The following is a 15,120-nucleotide window of genomic DNA, read 5'->3' as shown; positions in this document are numbered from 1 at the left end:
GCGCTTGAATGTGCCTGAGGCTCAGGCACAATTGTGCGCACGTTTTTGCGAGTATCCCGCCGATGAAAGCCCTCCTCTTCACCCTGCTCGGCTGCGCTGTGTTCAGCGCTGGCGCCCAGGCATCCAGCAGCCAGGCCTGGAGCGATCATCAACAGCAGGTGCTGAAAAGCTGCATCGGCGCCAGCCAGCTCAAACAGGTCAAGGCCCTGGGCAAGGCCGCCGAGTTCGACGACCGTGTGGGCTACAGCGCCCTGCTGCTCGAAGGCCGCTACCCGCAAAAGCACATGAACAACCGCAAGGGCACCGAACTGTGCCTGTTCGATAAAAAGCGCAAGGCTGCCTTCGTCACCGAATGGACGCCTGGCCAACCGTGAACAGCGCGCCCATTACCGATATCCGTTTCGACTGCACCGGCTGTGGCAAGTGCTGCACCGGCCATCATGTCCCCCTGACCCTGAGCGAGGCCCGACAGTGGGCGGGTACCGGCGGCCAGGTCATCGTCCTGGCCGAAGCCTTCCTGGCCAATGGCCTGGGCCTGCCGGCAGAACAGCGCGAGCACGCCACGCGCCGCTCCTGGCCGGTGCCCTGCGGCAGCAGCGAGGCCTGGGTCACCATCACCTTTGCCGCCTTCAACCCCGGCCGCTGCCGCAACCTCGACGACGACAACCGCTGCGGCATCTACGAGATCCGCCCGCTGGTGTGCCGTATCTACCCGATGGAAATCAATCCGCACATCCCGCTGCGCCCCGAGGCCAAGGACTGCCCGAGCGAAGCCTGGCAAAGCGGCCCGGCGCTGATTCACGGCAATCAGTTGGTGGATAAGCGCCTGGCTGAACTGATCGAGCGTTCGCGCCAGGCCGATCGCGACGATATCCGCGCCAAGCTCGCCATCTGCCAGGCGCTGGGCATTGATGTCAGCGCGCTCAAGGGCAATGGCTTTACCGCTTACCTGCCCGACACCGCGGCGCTGGCCCAGGCCCTTGAGCAACCGCCGCTCGATCAGCCCGTGGCAGCATGGACGCTGCATGTGATCGATCCGGCCTTGAGTGCCGAGCTTGAGGCGTGCGGTGCGAAGACTCGCAGCGAACCCGGCACCTACTACAGCTTCATCGGGTTCTGAACCGCCCTACTGACAACGCCGCCAGAATTCATCCGCCAGCCGGCGCAGGTCCTGCGCCAGCCCGGCCACGTCGGTGGCGCTCAGGTGGCTCTGCTGGCCGACCTGCACCGTGGCTTCGCTGGCCTGGCGGATGCTGATGATGTTGCGGTTGATGTTCTCGCTGACCTGGCTCTGCTGCTCTACCGCCGCGGCGATCTGCAGGCTCATTTCGCTGATCTGGTTGACCCGCAGGCTGATGCCGTCCAGGGCACTGGCGGCGCGCTGGGCCTGCTCGACACTGTGCCCGGCATGTTCGCTGCTCTGCTGCATGACCTGCACCGCTTCACGCGCGCCATTTTGCAAGGCGCTGATCATCCGCTGGATTTCGTGGGTCGACTGCGCGGTGCGCTGGGCCAGGCCGCGTACCTCGTCGGCGACCACGGCAAAACCGCGGCCCTGATCACCGGCCCGGGCCGCTTCGATGGCGGCATTGAGGGCCAACAGGTTGGTCTGCTCGGCGATGCCGCGAATCACCTCCAGCACCCCGGTGATCTCGCTGCTGTGGCTTTCCAGATTGTGGATAACTTCAGTGGCCGAGCTCAGCGAATTGGCCAGGTTCTGGATGGCGCTGCGGTTGAGGTCGACCAGTTGATGCCCGGCCTGGGTTTCACCCTCGGCCTGGTCGGCGGCCTGGGAGGCTTGCTGGGCACTGCTGGCGACCTGGGCGACGCTGGCGGCCATCTGGTTGATCGCAGTGGCCACCTGATCGGCTTCGCTCTGTTGTTCCAGGCTGTTGCTGTGACTGCTTTGCAGCGATTGAGCCAGGCTACCGGTATGCCCGGCCAGGCGCCGCGAGGTGTCGCCTATACGGCCGACCACCGCGCCCAACTGGCCCTTGAGCATGCGCAGGGCAAAGTCGATCTGGCCAATGCCGTCGCGCCGACCGGTGTACAGCTGCTGGCTCAAGGGGTTGTCGGCGATGGCCTGGGCCTGGACGCGCAAACGCTCGAGCGGGCGCAAGGCGATGAAGATCATCAAGGCCGCCAGGCCACTGGCCAGGATCAGTTCCAGCACACCTTGCCATGGCAGGGCCGGCAACAGCAGCCGGCTGAAAGCGAACACCGCCGCCAGCGCCAGGGTCACCCCGCCCCACAGTTGCCAGGCCAAACCAACCACCGGCAAACGCTGCCACCAGCGCAGCGGACCGCTGCACATCCTCGCGTAGCAGCGCTCGGCGGCCTCGACCTGCTCGGCACTGGGCTTGGTCCGCACCGACTGATACTCCACGGCCTGGCCATTGCTGGAGATGGGCGTGACGAACGCGCTGACCCAATAGTGATCACCGTTCTTGCAACGGTTCTTCACCAGCCCCATCCACGACTGGCCACTTTTCAGTGTCTGCCACATTTGTGCGAAGGCCTGGGGCGGCATGTCCGGGTGGCGGACGATATGGTGGGCGCTGCCTATCAGCTCTTCGCGGGTAAAACCACTGACCTTGATGAAGTCGTCATTGGCGTAAGTGATCTGGCTGGTCAGGTCAGTGGTGGAAAGGATATTGGCGTCACCGGGATAATCCACATTGCGACCGGTCACAGGCAAATTGCTCTTCATCGGAGGCACTCGTTATTGTCGGGAGAATCGGCAGGGCGTACGACTTTAGTGGCAATTTTTTGCCCAACCTTGATCCAGCGCAGGATATTGGCACTTGGCCACTACCGGTCGCGGGGTAGCCCGCGATTGAAGCCAACGCAAATTCAATGACTATTACCTTTGACGCAACAGTGCTTATCCCAAAAGTAACTGTTTCTTTCAGCCATTTCCGACTAATTTACTCAGACCTACTTCACACTTGCCAAGCAAGAAGGTTGTTGCAAATGTCCAACAGTATGGGTGTTGCCAGCGTATTCGTCCTGTCCTCCCTGTTGCTGTCGCCACTGGCCATGGCTGAAGAATCCCAGGCTTTTGTTGCCCGTAACGCCGAGCGTGCCACGGTTCTTCAGGAGGTCATCGCCAAGCACCAGTCCGAGCAGGCCCAGGGCCTGGAACAGACCGCTGCAAAGGCTGATGCGGATGACGCGTCCGAGAGCTGATCGGGCCCCGTTTCACCCCTTCGACTCCCTCGATGGCTGCACAGGTGACTTGAATGCCTGTGCGGTTGTCTTTCAAAGCCGCTGCCGATCAGCGGCTTTTTTTTCGTGTGTCGAAAAGTGCCAGCGCGCTGGCTCGTTTGTTCATGACAAGAACGTCTTTCGTACAATAAAAACTGCCGTACATTCACCCCAAGGAGTCCACACCGGTGAACACTGCTTTACGCTTCACCCCGCTGTTCGTTGCATTGGCTGCAACGATGCCCTTCACTGCCCAGGCCGACGAGGAAAAGGCCGAAGGTTTTATCGAAGGGTCGAGTCTCAACGTGCACGCACGCAACTACTACCTGAACCGCAACCAGCTGCTGCCGGGTGTGCGTGACAACCGCGAATGGGGTCAGGGTTTTCTCGGCAAGTTCGAATCGGGCTACACCCCGGGCACGGTCGGTTTCGGCCTCGATGCCCACGCCATGCTCGGGCTGAAACTCGACGGCGGAGGCGGCACCTCCGGTTCCAGCATCCTGCCGATCAACACCAAGGGTGATGGCGAACCGGGCAAGGCCCATGATTCGTTCTCCACCGCCGGTGCTGCGCTCAAGCTCAAGGCGTTTGACACCGTGCTCAAGGCCGGCGACCTGTTCCTCACCAACCCGGTGATCGCCGGTGGCGAGTCGCGCATGCTGCCGCAGACCTTCCGCGGCGTCAGCCTCACCAACAACAGCTTTGACGGGGTGATGCTCGAAGCCGGTCAAGCCAGCTTCACCAAGCCCTACAACCAGAGCGGCCACCGGCGTATCGACACCTTCTACGGCAAGCTGCAGGACGAGCGCGACAGCCGTCACCTGAACTGGGCCGGCGTGGCCTGGAGCGGCGTGCCGAACCTGACCTCGAGCCTGTATGCCGCCGAGCTCAAGGACATCTGGAACCAGTACTACTTCGATGTCGACTACACCTGGCAGCTCAACGAGCTGGTCAGCCTCAACCCGGGCCTGCACTTCTATCACACCCAGGACACCGGCCAGGCGCTGCTCGGGCACATCGACAACAACACCTACAGCCTGCACTTCACCGTCAACGTCGGCTACAACAGCCTTACCGCGGTGTACCAGCGGGTCAACGGCAACACCCCGTTCGACTACATCAACCAGGGTGACAGCATCTTCCTGGACAACTCGCAGATCTACTCGGACTTCAACGGCCCCAACGAGCGTTCGTGGAAGCTCAAGTACGCCTATGACTTCGCCGGGGCCGGCATCCCGGGGCTGACCTCGATTGTGTCCTACTCGCGCGGTGAGCTGGACATGAGCAAGGTCGACCCCAACAGCGTCGGCTACGGCCACTGGTACAACGCCGATGGCGAGAACGCCCAGCACTGGGAACGTGACGTCGACCTGCAGTACGTGTTCCAGGAAGGCCAGCTCAAGGATCTCTCGGTGCTGCTGCGCTGGGCCTCGCACCGTGGCACCCAGGGCTACTCGCATATCGACAGCGATGTCGACGAGTACCGGGTGATCGTTGACTACCCGCTGAACATTTTCTGATCGCCCCAACCCGGTAGTGGGAGCGGTGAATGACAAGTTGCTAATCCGAGGTGCCTAGAGGTTTTGCTTGAAGCCACGGGCGGCTACGAGTGCGCGAAAGTGGCGGTGGTTGCGTGCATGCGGGTATTGATCGTGCGATTGAATGCCATGCTCAAAAGCGGAACACCCTGGCGAGAACAGCCGGCTTGAAGGCGGTTGAGTCCCTGTGGGAGCCAGCCTTGCTGGCGATGCCCGGCATAGCCGGGCCGGGGGTGCTACGCACCCCATCGCCGGCAAGGCCGGCTCCCACAGTTAACCAGATGACCGACAGTTGCTCTCACCGCAAACAGTTGCATCTACTCGTCAGAAGACACGATTAAATCCTTGTCCGACAATCCCTGCCCCCCTAGAATACGGCCGCCGCGCAGTAACACCGCACTTTCTAGACGGTCTTCGGCATTAGTGACCATGACGTTGCCCACCCGATCCCAGCGATCCGCCCTGTACAAGTCTCATCCGGAGCTGATCCTCAATCTGGGCAGTTGCCTTGCAGTGCTCGCCATCGTCGCCATCGTCACCTTCCTGTTGATGCGCGAACGCAGCAGCGCCGAACAGGCCGCCGCGCGCTCGGCCAGCAATATCGTGCAACTGATCGAAAGCGACATCGTGCGCAATGTCGAACTCTATGACCTCTCCCTGCAAAGCCTGATCTGGGCCATACAGCGCCCGGAACTGCTCGCGGTGCCCACCGAGCTGCGCCAACAGATTCTGTTCAACCAAGCCGTTACCGCACCGGTGCGCGGCGATATCCTCTGGCTCGACGCCAAGGGTGATGTGGTCGCCGACTCCACCAGCGCCATCCCGCGCCAGGCCAATTTCGCCAACAGCAAGGACTTCCAGCAACACCGCGACAACCCCAACCTGGGGTTGCTGATTGGCCAGCCGTTCAAAGCGCGGCTGGGCGACCTGGACTGGTGCATCAGCTTCAGCCGGCGTATCTCCGGGCCCCACGGGGAATTTCTCGGGGTCGCTGCCGGGGCCTTGCGCCTGTCGTACTTCAGCACGCTGTTCCAGCGCCTGGACATCGGCAGCGACAGCAGTATCAACCTGATGAACACCGACGGCGTGCTGTTGGTGCGTCACCCGGCTACGCCCGACGAGCCGCGCATCGGCCAGAATTACAGCGACCGGCCGAACTTTCAGCGCATGCGCGCGGATGTCAGCGGCACCTTTGCCGGGGTCTCCACGCGCACCGGCAAACAACGCCTGTTCACCTTCGCCCGGGTCGGCGACCTGCCGCTGATCGTTATCGTTGCGCACTCCGCCGACGAAGTGTTCCAGTCGTGGCGGCGCACAGCGGTGCTGGTCAGCGTGGCCACCGGCGTGCTGTGCATCGGTATTCTCTGGCTGACCTTGCTGCTGGGCCGCGAACTGCGTCGCCGGCACAGCGCCGAACAAGGCCTGGCCGCCCTCGCCGCCACCGACAGCCTGACGGGCCTGGCCAACCGCCGGCGCCTGGACCAGGTGCTGCGCCAGGAATGGGCGCGCAGCCTGCGCAATGCCCGGCCGCTGGCGGTGTTGATGATCGACGTCGATCACTTCAAGGCCTTCAACGAGCGCCACGGGCACCCGGGTGGGGATGCCGCCTTGCGCCAGGTGGCCAGCGCCATCGCCAGCAGCATCCGCCGCCCGGCCGACCTGGCCGCACGCTACGGTGGGGAGGAGTTTCTGGTGGTGTTGCCGGAGACCGAACTGCCCGGTGCCCGGCTCCTGGCTGAGCGCATTCGTGCCGCTGTCGAGGCGCTGCCGCCATTTGCCGATGACACCGCACCGGTCACCGTCAGCATTGGCATCGGTTGCCACACGCCAGGCGCCCAGCAAGAGCTTGCGACCTTGCTGGGCGATGCCGATGAGGCGCTTTACCGTGCCAAGGGCAACGGTCGCAACCGGGTCGAAGTAGCCGCTTAAGACTTGGCGCGCGCCTGGTTGCGCAGGGCCTTGACCTGGTCATGGTTGCGCTGCACGCCATGGTACTGACGTTCAACCAGGGCATAGACCTCGCTGCTTGGCAGGGTGTTGAGGCGGGCCAGTGTTTCCAGGGCGTCCTTGTAGGCTTTGAGAGCATGGTCCTCGCCGCGCTCGACTTCGTTGAGCACCGCTTCTTCATCCTTGCCGGTGAGCATCGACTTCAGGTTGACCCAGCCACGGTGCAGGTCACCGCTGACGCTGGTCGAGGTTTCCGGATCACCACCGAGGATACGCACTTGCTGCTGCAGTTCCACAGCGGCGCTACCGCACTCACCAGAACGCTGGATGAAATAGCTTTTCAGCTCCGGATTCTTCACATCCTCGGCAGAGGTTTTGAAACCCTTTTCGCCATCCTTGCTGAATTCGATCAGTTCGTTGAGAACCGAGACGACTTCTTTGTTGGGAGTAGTCATGACATTGCTCCTTTGCATGAGGGAAGATGCAATAGATCGGAGCAGGGTTCGTGCCAGCCTGAGAGCTTAGAAAATATCTTTAATTTTCAATAGCTTGAAATTAAATGAACTTATGACTTTCACGCGTTCTGCATGAACTGTCCTTTGGCCTTCATGCAGATTGCATGTATGTTGGCGCCCATCCATCCCAAGAATACCCTTGCCATGAACCCGGAAGCCCTCGTCCTGCTGGTCACCCGTGAAATGCCCTACGGCAAATACCAGGGCCGGCTGATTGCCGACCTGCCGGGACACTACCTCAACTGGTTCGCCCGCCAGGGCTTTCCCAAGGGCGAGCTGGGCGGCCTGCTGGCCCTGATGCACGAGGTCGATCACAACGGCCTGAGCGACCTGCTGGTGCCCCTGCGCAAGAAGCACCCGCGCCCGCGCAACTGATCAGGCCTTGGCCGGCTGCACCGCCAGCTCCACCCCTTCGCCGCGCTTGAGCACTGCATACACCAGCGCCGTCAGCAGGCTACCGGCGACGATCGCCAGCAGATACAGCAAGGCATGGTTGATCGCATTGGGGATCAGCATGACGAACAGGCCGCCATGGGGCGCCATCAGCTTGCAGCCGAAATACATCGACAAGGCGCCGGTCAGCGCACCGCCGACGACACTGGCCGGGATCACCCGCAGCGGGTCCTTGGCGGCAAATGGAATCGCCCCCTCGGAGATAAAGCACAAGCCCAGCACCAGCGCCGCCTTGCCGGCTTCGCGCTCGCTCTGGGCGAACTTGCGCCGGGCAATGAAGCTGGCGATGCCCAGGCCAATCGGCGGCACCATACCGGCGGCCATGGTCGCGGCCATCGGCGCGTAACTCTGCGAGGCCAGCAGGCCGACAGAAAACGCATAGGCCGCCTTGTTGATCGGCCCGCCCAAATCGACGCACATCATCCCGCCGAGCAACACCCCGAGCAGAATCGCGTTGGTGGTGCCCATGCTGTCGAGAAAATGGGTCAGGCCTTCGAGCATGCCAGCCACTGGTTTACCGACCACATAGATCATCACCAGGCCGGTGAACAGGCTGGCCAGCAGCGGGATGATCAGGATCGGCTTGAGTGCTTCAAGGCTGGTCGGCAAACGCGCCCAGCGGCTGATGGCCTTGGCGCTGTAACCGGCCAGGAATCCGGCGACGATACCGCCGATAAAACCCGCCCCCAGGGTGCTGGCCAACAGGCCGCCAATCATCCCCGGCGCCAGCCCCGGACGGTCGGCAATCGAATAGGCAATGTAACCGGCCAGCAACGGCACCATCAGTTTGAAGGCCGCCTCGCCGCCGATCTGCATCAATGCGGCCGGCAAGGTGCCGGGCTCCTTGTAGGCCTCGATACCGAAGACGAACGACAGCGCGATCAGCAAGCCACCGGCCACCACCATCGGCAGCATGAACGACACACCGGTGAGCAAGTGCTTGTACACCCCGGTTTTCTCGCTGCGGGCCGGGGCGGCGCTGGCACCTTGCGCGGCAGATTCCTCCCTGCCTTCAGCGAGGGCTTTTTTCAGCGTGGCCTGGGCCTGCTTGAGGGCCACGCCGGTGCCGCAGCGATAAATGCGCTTGCCGGCAAAACGCGCGGTGGGCACCTCGATGTCGGCAGCCAGCAGCACCACATCGGCTTCGGCAATGGCCGTTGCCGACAACGGATTGCGCGCCCCCACCGAACCCTGGGTTTCGACGCTGAGCTGGTAGCCCAGTTGCTGCGCCGCCTGCTGCAACGCTTCGGCGGCCATGAAGGTATGGGCGACGCCAGTCGGGCACGCGGTGACCGCGACGACTTTGGCGCTGCGCTCGACAGGGGCTGCCACCTGCTCGGCTTCGGGCTGATAGACCACAGCCTTGTCGGCCGCTTCACGCAAAAAGTTTTCCACATCCGCCAGCGCTTGCGCCGGGGTGCTCTGGTACAGCCGCTTGCCGGCAAAACGGCGAAGGTCCAGTGGGCCGGTGTTGATCACCAGCACCCAGTCGGCAGCGGCAATCGCGGCGTCAGACAGCTGGCGCTCGGCTTGCTGCGGGTCGTGCACTTCGACGCTGGTGCTCCAGCCCTGGCGCAGCGCTGCCGCTTCCAGCAGGCGCGCACTGAGCACACTGGAGACCTGGCCATTGGGGCAGGCGGTGACGATGGCAATGTTCATCTGCAACCCTCTTGTTGTTCTGTCAGCTGCACCTGGCTTTCCAGCTGCGCCAGTTGTGCCCGGTCGTTAATACCGAAGCCGATCTGGGTCACCGCCTGGGCGGCAATCGCCGTAGCCCGGCGCAGGGTTTGCGCAGGGCTATCGGCGCTCAGCAGGCCATGGACCATGCCCGCCAGCAGCGAGTCACCCGCGCCGACGGTGCTGGCCACCGTGACCTTGGGCGGCACGGCGCCGAGGGCACTGCCCGAGTAGAACCAGTTGACCCCCTGCTCGCCCTGGGACACCACCACATGCTCGACGCCCTGGCCGATCAGGCGGGTCGCCGCTTGTTGCTGCTGGGCAAAGTCATGCACAGCACTGCCGAGCACTTCGCCCAGCTCGTCGGTGTTCGGCTTGCCCAGCCACGGTGCGCAGGCAAGCCCGGCACGCAAGGCTTCGCCGCTGCTGTCCAGGGCCACTTTCAGGCCCATGGCCTTGAGCCGGGCCAGAAGCATCTGCAGCCACTGCGGGCTGATGCCACGCGGCAGGCTGCCTGCGACCACCACCGCAGCGTGGCCGGGGGCGATCTGCTCAAGGCGGGTCAGCAGTTCCAGGCGCGCTTGCTCATCGACCTGCGGGCCGGGGCCGTTGATATCGGTGACCTGGCCGCTGGCTTCGACCAGTTTGATGTTGCAACGGGTCTCGCCTGCCACCCGCACGAAGCAATCGGCAAAGCCACGGCGGGCGATCAGGGCCTCGAACGGCGCCAGGTTGTCGCGGCCGAGAAAGCCGCCCACGGTCACGCTATGGCCGAGGTCGGCCAGCACCTGGGCAACGTTCAGGCCCTTGCCGGCGGCGTGGCTGTGCTGCGCCTGGCTGCGGTTGACCTGACCTGCATGCAGGCTGTCGAGGCTGACGGTAAGGTCCAGCGCCGGGTTCAGGGTCAGGGTCAGTATCTTGGCCATCAACGGGTCTCCACCAGTGCCCGCACTGCGCCGGCACTGCCCTGCAGCAACGCTTGGCGCGCGAGCTGCTGGGCATGTTCAAAATTCAGTTCACGTACTTCGGCTTTGACCTCGGCAATGCTGCGCGCCGCAACGCTCAGCTCATCGACGCCAAGGCCGAGCAACAGCGCCACCGCCTGCGGGTCGGCGGCCAGCTCGCCGCACACCCCGACCCACTTGCCATGGGCATGGGCGGCGCGCACGGTGATGTCGATCAGTTGCAGCACCGCCGGGTGCAGGCCGTCCGCTTGCGCCGAGAGGCTCGGGTGGCCGCGGTCGATGGCCAAGGTGTACTGGGTCAGGTCGTTGGTGCCGATGCTGAAGAAGTCCACTTCCTGGGCCAGTACCGGCGCCAGCAAGGCGGCCGACGGCACCTCGATCATGATCCCCAGTTGCAGGTCGCTGACAGCGATTTCCTCGCGCAGGCGCTCGACCATGGCCCGGGCCTGGCGCCACTCTTCGAGCTGGCCGACCATCGGGAACATGATCCGCAGCGGCCGGTCGCCGGCGGCCCGCAGCAAGGCGCGCAACTGGCTTTCCATCACGTGCGGGCGCTGCAGGGTCAGGCGGATGCCGCGCACGCCGAGGAAGGGGTTTTCTTCCTTGGCGATCGGCCAGTAGGGCAAGGGCTTGTCGCCGCCGACATCGAGGGTGCGCACCACCAGCGGCCGACCGTCGAGGCCATCGAGCACGCGGCGGTACTCGGCCTCTTGCACGGCTTCGTCGGGGGCTTGCTGGTGGGCCATGAAAATCAGTTCGGTGCGCAGCAGGCCGACGCCTTCGGCGCCCTGGTCGACCACCGCTTCGATCCCGGCGCTTTCACCGATATTGGCGAACACCTCGATGGCATGGCCGTCGCGGGTGACCGCCGGCTCCAGGCGCCGGGCCTTGGCAGCGTGCAGGCGTTGCTCGCGACGGTCGCGTTCGGCCAGGGCACGTTCGAGTTCTTCAGCCGCGGGTGCCACCGCCAAGCGGCCGCGTTGGCCATCGAGCAACAGCGGCGTGCCCGGGGCAATCAGCAGCACGGCATCGCCAGCGCCAACGACAGCAGGGATACCCAGGGCGCGGGCGACGATGGCGCTGTGGGCGGTAGCGCCGCCACGGGCGGTAAGAATCCCCGCCACCCGTTGCGGGTCGAGTCGCGCCACATCCGACGGGCCGACCTCCTCCATCACCAGCACATAAGGCTGCTCCGGCGCCGGCACGTCGGCTTCGCCACACAGTTGGGCCAATACCCGCCGACCGATATCGCGCAGGTCGGCGGCGCGCTCGGCGAGCAGCGCATCATGCAAGGCTTCCTGTTGGCGCGCGGCGGCATCGATCACCGCCATCCACGCCGCCGCCGCGCTTTCGCCCTGGCGCAGGCGCTGGTCGACTTCGTCAGTGAGGTCCGGGTCGGCGAGCATCTCCTGATGGGTGATGAAAATCTCGCGGATGGCCTTGGCCGGGCTGCGCTGGGTCAGCGCTTCGATTTCGTGGTTAACATTGGCCAGTGCGTGTTGCAGGCGTTGCCGTTCAATCGGCAGCGACTCACCGCGCAACGGGTAGTCGAACTCACGCTGCACCTGGATATGCGCCGGGCCACTGGCAATGCCCGGTGCCGCAGCAACGCCCTGGATCAGCGCGCCCGCTGCGGGCGCGACAAGTTCAGGCTCAGCCATCACGTCGATGACCGCCTCGACGACCGGCGCCAGCGCCTCGACCTCTTCGCCCAGGCCCGCTTCAATCGCGGCCAGCAGCGCAGGCAAGGCATCGTTGGCAATGCTGGGTTCAGCGATGATTTCCAGAATCTGCCCACGCCGTGCGCCGAGGCTGAGCAGCTTGCTCAGGCTCTTGGCCGACACCGCCGGCTGGCAGCTGTCGATCAGGCGCAGGCGAATCTCGCCTGCAAAATTTTTCGCCAGTTGCGCCAGCTCCTTGGCCGGGCGCGCATGCAGGCCGTGGGCGTTGGCCAGGCCGATACGCGCGCTCGGCCAGTCGGCGGGCAACTCGCCGCCCAGCACTTCGAGCACCGTGCGGCTGTTGGTGGCGCGGCACAGCTCCTGGCCGCGGCCTTCGATCAACAGCGTACACAGGCGCTCAAGCAAGGCCTGATGCGCAGCACCGAGGCTGGCCAGGCAGAACAGGCCATGCACCGGTTGGCCGTTGTGGCGCAGCGCTTGTTGCGGGGTAACGAAAGCCAGGCCCGGCTGGCGCACCGCCTGCTCGCTGTGCAGCCACCACAAGCCCTCGCCCAGCGGCAGCGGATCGACCTGCTGCAACACCCCGGCAAAGCCGCCGCCGACGCATTCTGCGCGGGTCAGCAAGCGCGCGGCGCGCCACACCAGCTCATCAAAATCTTCGGCGGGCAGCCCCAGGCCGATCATCTGCGCATCCAGGGCCAGCTCTTGCGGCGCGCCTTGCAGCAACTTGAGCAAGGCTTCGGCGGAGCTGGCGCGGCGCAGGGCTTCGGCAAGGTCGGTCTCGCCCAGGGCGCGGGTCAGCAGTTGCAGCAGGCGCAGGTGTTCATCGGAGCGCGCGGCGATGCCGATGGCCAGGTAGACGATCTGGCCATCGCCCCAGTCCACCCCTTCGGGGAACTGCAGCAGGCGCACGCCGGTGGCATGCACCAGCTCGCGGGTTTCGGGGGTGCCATGGGGGATGGCAATACCTTGGCCGAGGAAGGTCGAGCCTTGTGCTTCACGGGCCTGCAGCCCGGCCAGATAGCCGTCGGCGACCAGGCCATCACTGACCAGGCGCTCGGCCAACAGGTGCAGTGCCGCCGACTTATCCACAGCCGACTGGCCCATGGATATCTGCTCCACGGTGAGCTCGAGCATGACCTTCTCCTTTGCAGCACCAGGTGGGTGCTGAGGTATTGTTGTGAATTGTTCAGCTGAGGGCCAGTTGCAATGACCCCGTCCAGGCGCTTGGATCGGCAGAAAATCGCCTGCTGAAACGTTTAATCTAAATTTACGAGCACGTTACTCGATAATGTGCGATCAATGAAGCCCTGCTTGTCGTATTGCTGGAGCTGCACCGCTCCCACAGGTACTGCGCCAGCGCCCACAGGTACTGCGCCAACGCTGTGGGAGCTGGCCTTGCCGGCGATCGAGCGCGAAGCGGTCGCAACCCAAGCGCCACCTACGTTGTTGGCTGCACTGGCCTCATCGCTGGCAAACCAGCTCCCACAGGGACTGCGCCAACGCTGTGGGAGCTGGCCTTGCCGGCGATCGAGCGCGAAGCGGTCGTAACCCAAGCACCGCCTACTTTGTTGGCTGCACTGGCCTCATCGCCGGCAAGCCAACTCCCACAGGTACTGCGCCAGCTCCCACAGGTACTGCGCCAGCTCCCACAGGTACTGCGCCACCGCTGTGGGAGCTGTCCTTGCCGGCGATCGAGCGCAAAGCGGTCGCAACCCAAGCGCCACCTACGTTGTTGGCTGCGCTGGCCTCATCGCTGGCAAACCAGCTCCCACAGGGACTGCGCCAACGCTGTGGGAGCGGGCCTTGCCGGCGATGGAGCGCGAAGCGGTCGCAACCCAAGCGCCACCTACGTTGTTGGCTGCACTGGCCTCATCGCTGGCAAGCCAGCTCCCACAGGTACTGCGCTAACTCTGTGGGAGCTGGCCTTGCCGGCGATCGAGCGCGAAGCGGTCGCAACCCAGGCACCGCCTGATATGCTGGCTACCTGCCAATGACAGTTGCTCACACCGATGTGAACAACATTGCCCATATTGTCGGACAATTGCGACAATGGTCGTCTGCGCCGCCCGCGTAGGATCGGCGACAATACCCGGTCAGGCTCTGCAGCCAGTCTCGGTAATAACAAGGAAAATGCGGTGAAACTCAGCGATATCGCGCGTCTGGCCGGTGTGTCCGTGACCACCGCCAGTTACGTCATCAATGGCAAGGCCGAACAGCAACGCATCAGCAACAGCACTGTCGAGCGGGTGCGGGCGGTGGTCGAAGCCCATGGCTTCACCCCCAACCCCCAGGCCGCAGGTTTGCGCAGCCGGCACACGCGCACCTTGGGGTTCATCCTCCCCGACCTGGAAAACCCCAGCTACGCGCGCATCGCCAAGCAACTGGAGCAACGCGCCCGGGCCCAGGGCTACCAACTGCTGATCGCCAGCAGCGACGACCAGCCCGAGAGCGAGCGCCAGCTCCAGCAACTGTTCCGCGCCCGCCGTTGCGACGCCCTGTTCGTCGCCAGTTGCCTGCCGCCGGAAGACGACAGCTACCGCGAACTGCAAGCCAAGGGCCTGCCGATCATCGCCATCGACCGCAGCCTGGACCCGGCGCACTTCTGCTCGATCGTCAGCGACGACCGCAACGCCAGCCAGCAACTGACCCGCAGCCTGCTGGCCACCAAACCCGCGCACATCGCCCTGATCGGCGCCCGCCCGGAGCTGAGCGTCAGCCAGGCCCGCGCCGGCGGTTTCGATCAGGCCCTGGAAGGCTTCAACGGCAAGATCAGCCGCCTGCAAGGCGAAGCCTTCAGCCGCGAGTGCGGCCAGCGCCTGATGAACCAACTGATCGAAGAACTCGGCCGCCTGCCCGACGCCCTGGTGACCACCTCCTACGTGCTGCTGCAAGGCGTGTTCGACGTGCTGCAAGCACGCCCGGCCGACTCGCGCAGCCTGCAGTTGGGCACCTTCGGCGACAACCAGTTGCTCGACTTCCTGCCCCTGCCGGTCAACGCCATGGCCCAGCAACACGGCCTGATCGCCGAAACCGCGCTCAAGCTGGCCCTCGCCGCTGTTGAACAAAAGCAATACGAACCCGGCGTGCACGCCATCGGTCGAACCTTCAAACAGCGAATCTTCACGGCCTGACC

The 15,120-nt window shown here is 64.3% G+C and carries 12 protein-coding genes and 2 pseudogenes; 8 read left to right on the top strand and 6 right to left on the bottom strand.

The features are described 5' to 3' along the window. Nucleotides 1-62 precede the first annotated feature (62 nt). Both UW3_RS0102590 and UW3_RS0102585 read left to right on the top strand, forming a co-directional pair. Nucleotides 63-374: a hypothetical protein gene (locus UW3_RS0102590; RefSeq protein ID WP_010220650.1), complete on the top strand. Its 312-nt coding sequence runs from the start codon at nucleotides 63-65 to the stop codon at nucleotides 372-374. A gap of 11 nt (nucleotides 375-385) precedes the next feature. Next, the gene (locus UW3_RS0102585; RefSeq protein ID WP_026001170.1) at nucleotides 386-1,120 is read left to right on the top strand and encodes a YkgJ family cysteine cluster protein; all 735 of its coding nucleotides are present in this window, start codon (nucleotides 386-388) and stop codon (nucleotides 1,118-1,120) included. Nucleotides 1,121-1,126: 6 nt separating this feature from the next. On the opposite strand, the gene UW3_RS0102580 is transcribed toward UW3_RS0102585, so the two are convergent. Continuing rightward, nucleotides 1,127-2,173 (bottom strand): methyl-accepting chemotaxis protein, encoded by a 1,047-nt coding sequence (locus UW3_RS0102580; RefSeq protein ID WP_374045287.1) that lies wholly within the window; start codon nucleotides 2,171-2,173, stop codon nucleotides 1,127-1,129. 255 nt (nucleotides 2,174-2,428) lie between these two features. After that, nucleotides 2,429-2,710 (bottom strand): annotated as a pseudogene (locus UW3_RS30155) (PAS domain-containing protein); the annotation flags it as partial. Between the two features lie 263 nt (nucleotides 2,711-2,973). On the opposite strand from UW3_RS30155, the gene UW3_RS0102575 reads away from it, so the two are divergent. The 4 genes and pseudogenes from UW3_RS0102575 to UW3_RS0102565 all read left to right on the top strand — a co-directional run bounded on the left by UW3_RS0102575 (nucleotide 2,974) and on the right by UW3_RS0102565 (nucleotide 6,674). Then, a complete protein-coding gene (locus tag UW3_RS0102575; RefSeq protein WP_010220647.1) occupies nucleotides 2,974-3,189 on the top strand; it encodes a hypothetical protein in 216 nt (71 codons plus the stop codon). Nucleotides 3,190-3,395: 206 nt separating this feature from the next. Further along, nucleotides 3,396-4,727, top strand: a complete 1,332-nt coding sequence (locus UW3_RS0102570) for an OprD family porin (protein WP_010220646.1) — start codon at nucleotides 3,396-3,398, stop codon at nucleotides 4,725-4,727. An 87-nt stretch (nucleotides 4,728-4,814) separates the two neighbouring features. After that, nucleotides 4,815-4,916 (top strand): annotated as a pseudogene (locus UW3_RS29190) (IS110 family transposase); the annotation flags it as partial. Nucleotides 4,917-5,180: 264 nt separating this feature from the next. Next, nucleotides 5,181-6,674, top strand: a complete 1,494-nt coding sequence (locus UW3_RS0102565; RefSeq protein WP_010220645.1) for a sensor domain-containing diguanylate cyclase — start codon at nucleotides 5,181-5,183, stop codon at nucleotides 6,672-6,674. On the opposite strand, the gene UW3_RS0102560 is transcribed toward UW3_RS0102565, so the two are convergent. After that, a complete protein-coding gene (locus tag UW3_RS0102560) occupies nucleotides 6,671-7,147 on the bottom strand; it encodes a PA2169 family four-helix-bundle protein (RefSeq protein ID WP_010220644.1) in 477 nt (158 codons plus the stop codon). The genes UW3_RS0102565 and UW3_RS0102560 overlap by 4 nt on opposite strands. Nucleotides 7,148-7,351: 204 nt before the next feature. Between UW3_RS0102560 and UW3_RS0102555 the strand changes: the two genes are divergently transcribed. After that, nucleotides 7,352-7,582 carry a DUF3820 family protein gene (locus UW3_RS0102555; RefSeq protein WP_010220643.1) on the top strand — a complete coding sequence of 77 codons (231 nt, stop codon included), beginning with the start codon at nucleotides 7,352-7,354 and terminating at the stop codon, nucleotides 7,580-7,582. Here the strand turns inward: UW3_RS0102555 and UW3_RS0102550 are convergent, their stop codons facing one another. The 3 genes from UW3_RS0102550 to ptsP are packed head-to-tail and all read right to left on the bottom strand — an operon-like array spanning nucleotide 7,583 to nucleotide 13,121. Then, the gene (locus UW3_RS0102550; protein ID WP_010220642.1) at nucleotides 7,583-9,319 is read right to left on the bottom strand and encodes a PTS fructose-like transporter subunit IIB; all 1,737 of its coding nucleotides are present in this window, start codon (nucleotides 9,317-9,319) and stop codon (nucleotides 7,583-7,585) included. Next, the gene (gene pfkB, locus UW3_RS0102545) at nucleotides 9,316-10,263 is read right to left on the bottom strand and encodes a 1-phosphofructokinase (protein ID WP_010220641.1); all 948 of its coding nucleotides are present in this window, start codon (nucleotides 10,261-10,263) and stop codon (nucleotides 9,316-9,318) included. Before pfkB ends, UW3_RS0102550 begins: the two co-directional genes overlap by 4 nt. Next, complete coding sequence (gene ptsP / locus UW3_RS0102540) at nucleotides 10,263-13,121, bottom strand: phosphoenolpyruvate--protein phosphotransferase (protein WP_010220639.1); 2,859 nt, start codon at nucleotides 13,119-13,121, stop codon at nucleotides 10,263-10,265. The genes pfkB and ptsP overlap by 1 nt, the downstream gene beginning before the upstream one ends. 1,001 nt (nucleotides 13,122-14,122) lie before the next feature. Here ptsP and cra point away from each other — a divergent pair. Further along, nucleotides 14,123-15,118 (top strand): catabolite repressor/activator, encoded by a 996-nt coding sequence (gene cra, locus UW3_RS0102535; protein ID WP_010220638.1) that lies wholly within the window; start codon nucleotides 14,123-14,125, stop codon nucleotides 15,116-15,118. The last annotated feature ends 2 nt before the right edge of the window (nucleotides 15,119-15,120 follow it).

It is taken from the genome of Pseudomonas donghuensis (assembly GCF_000259195.1).
GTDB classification, from domain to species: domain Bacteria; phylum Pseudomonadota; class Gammaproteobacteria; order Pseudomonadales; family Pseudomonadaceae; genus Aquipseudomonas; species Aquipseudomonas donghuensis.
The sequence above is the reverse complement of the archived record's forward strand: the minus strand, read 5'-3'. Positions and strand labels throughout refer to the sequence as shown.

Coding starts and splice junctions, on each gene's coding strand:
- UW3_RS0102560 (WP_010220644.1), bottom strand. CDS start 7,147: ATGACTACTCCCAACAAAGAAGTCGTCTCGGTTCTCAACGAACTGATC.
- UW3_RS0102555 (WP_010220643.1), top strand. CDS start 7,352: ATGAACCCGGAAGCCCTCGTCCTGCTGGTCACCCGTGAAATGCCCTAC.
- UW3_RS0102590 (WP_010220650.1), top strand. CDS start 63: ATGAAAGCCCTCCTCTTCACCCTGCTCGGCTGCGCTGTGTTCAGCGCT.
- ptsP (WP_010220639.1), bottom strand. CDS start 13,121: ATGCTCGAGCTCACCGTGGAGCAGATATCCATGGGCCAGTCGGCTGTG.
- pfkB (WP_010220641.1), bottom strand. CDS start 10,263: ATGGCCAAGATACTGACCCTGACCCTGAACCCGGCGCTGGACCTTACC.
- UW3_RS0102575 (WP_010220647.1), top strand. CDS start 2,974: ATGTCCAACAGTATGGGTGTTGCCAGCGTATTCGTCCTGTCCTCCCTG.
- UW3_RS0102550 (WP_010220642.1), bottom strand. CDS start 9,319: ATGAACATTGCCATCGTCACCGCCTGCCCCAATGGCCAGGTCTCCAGT.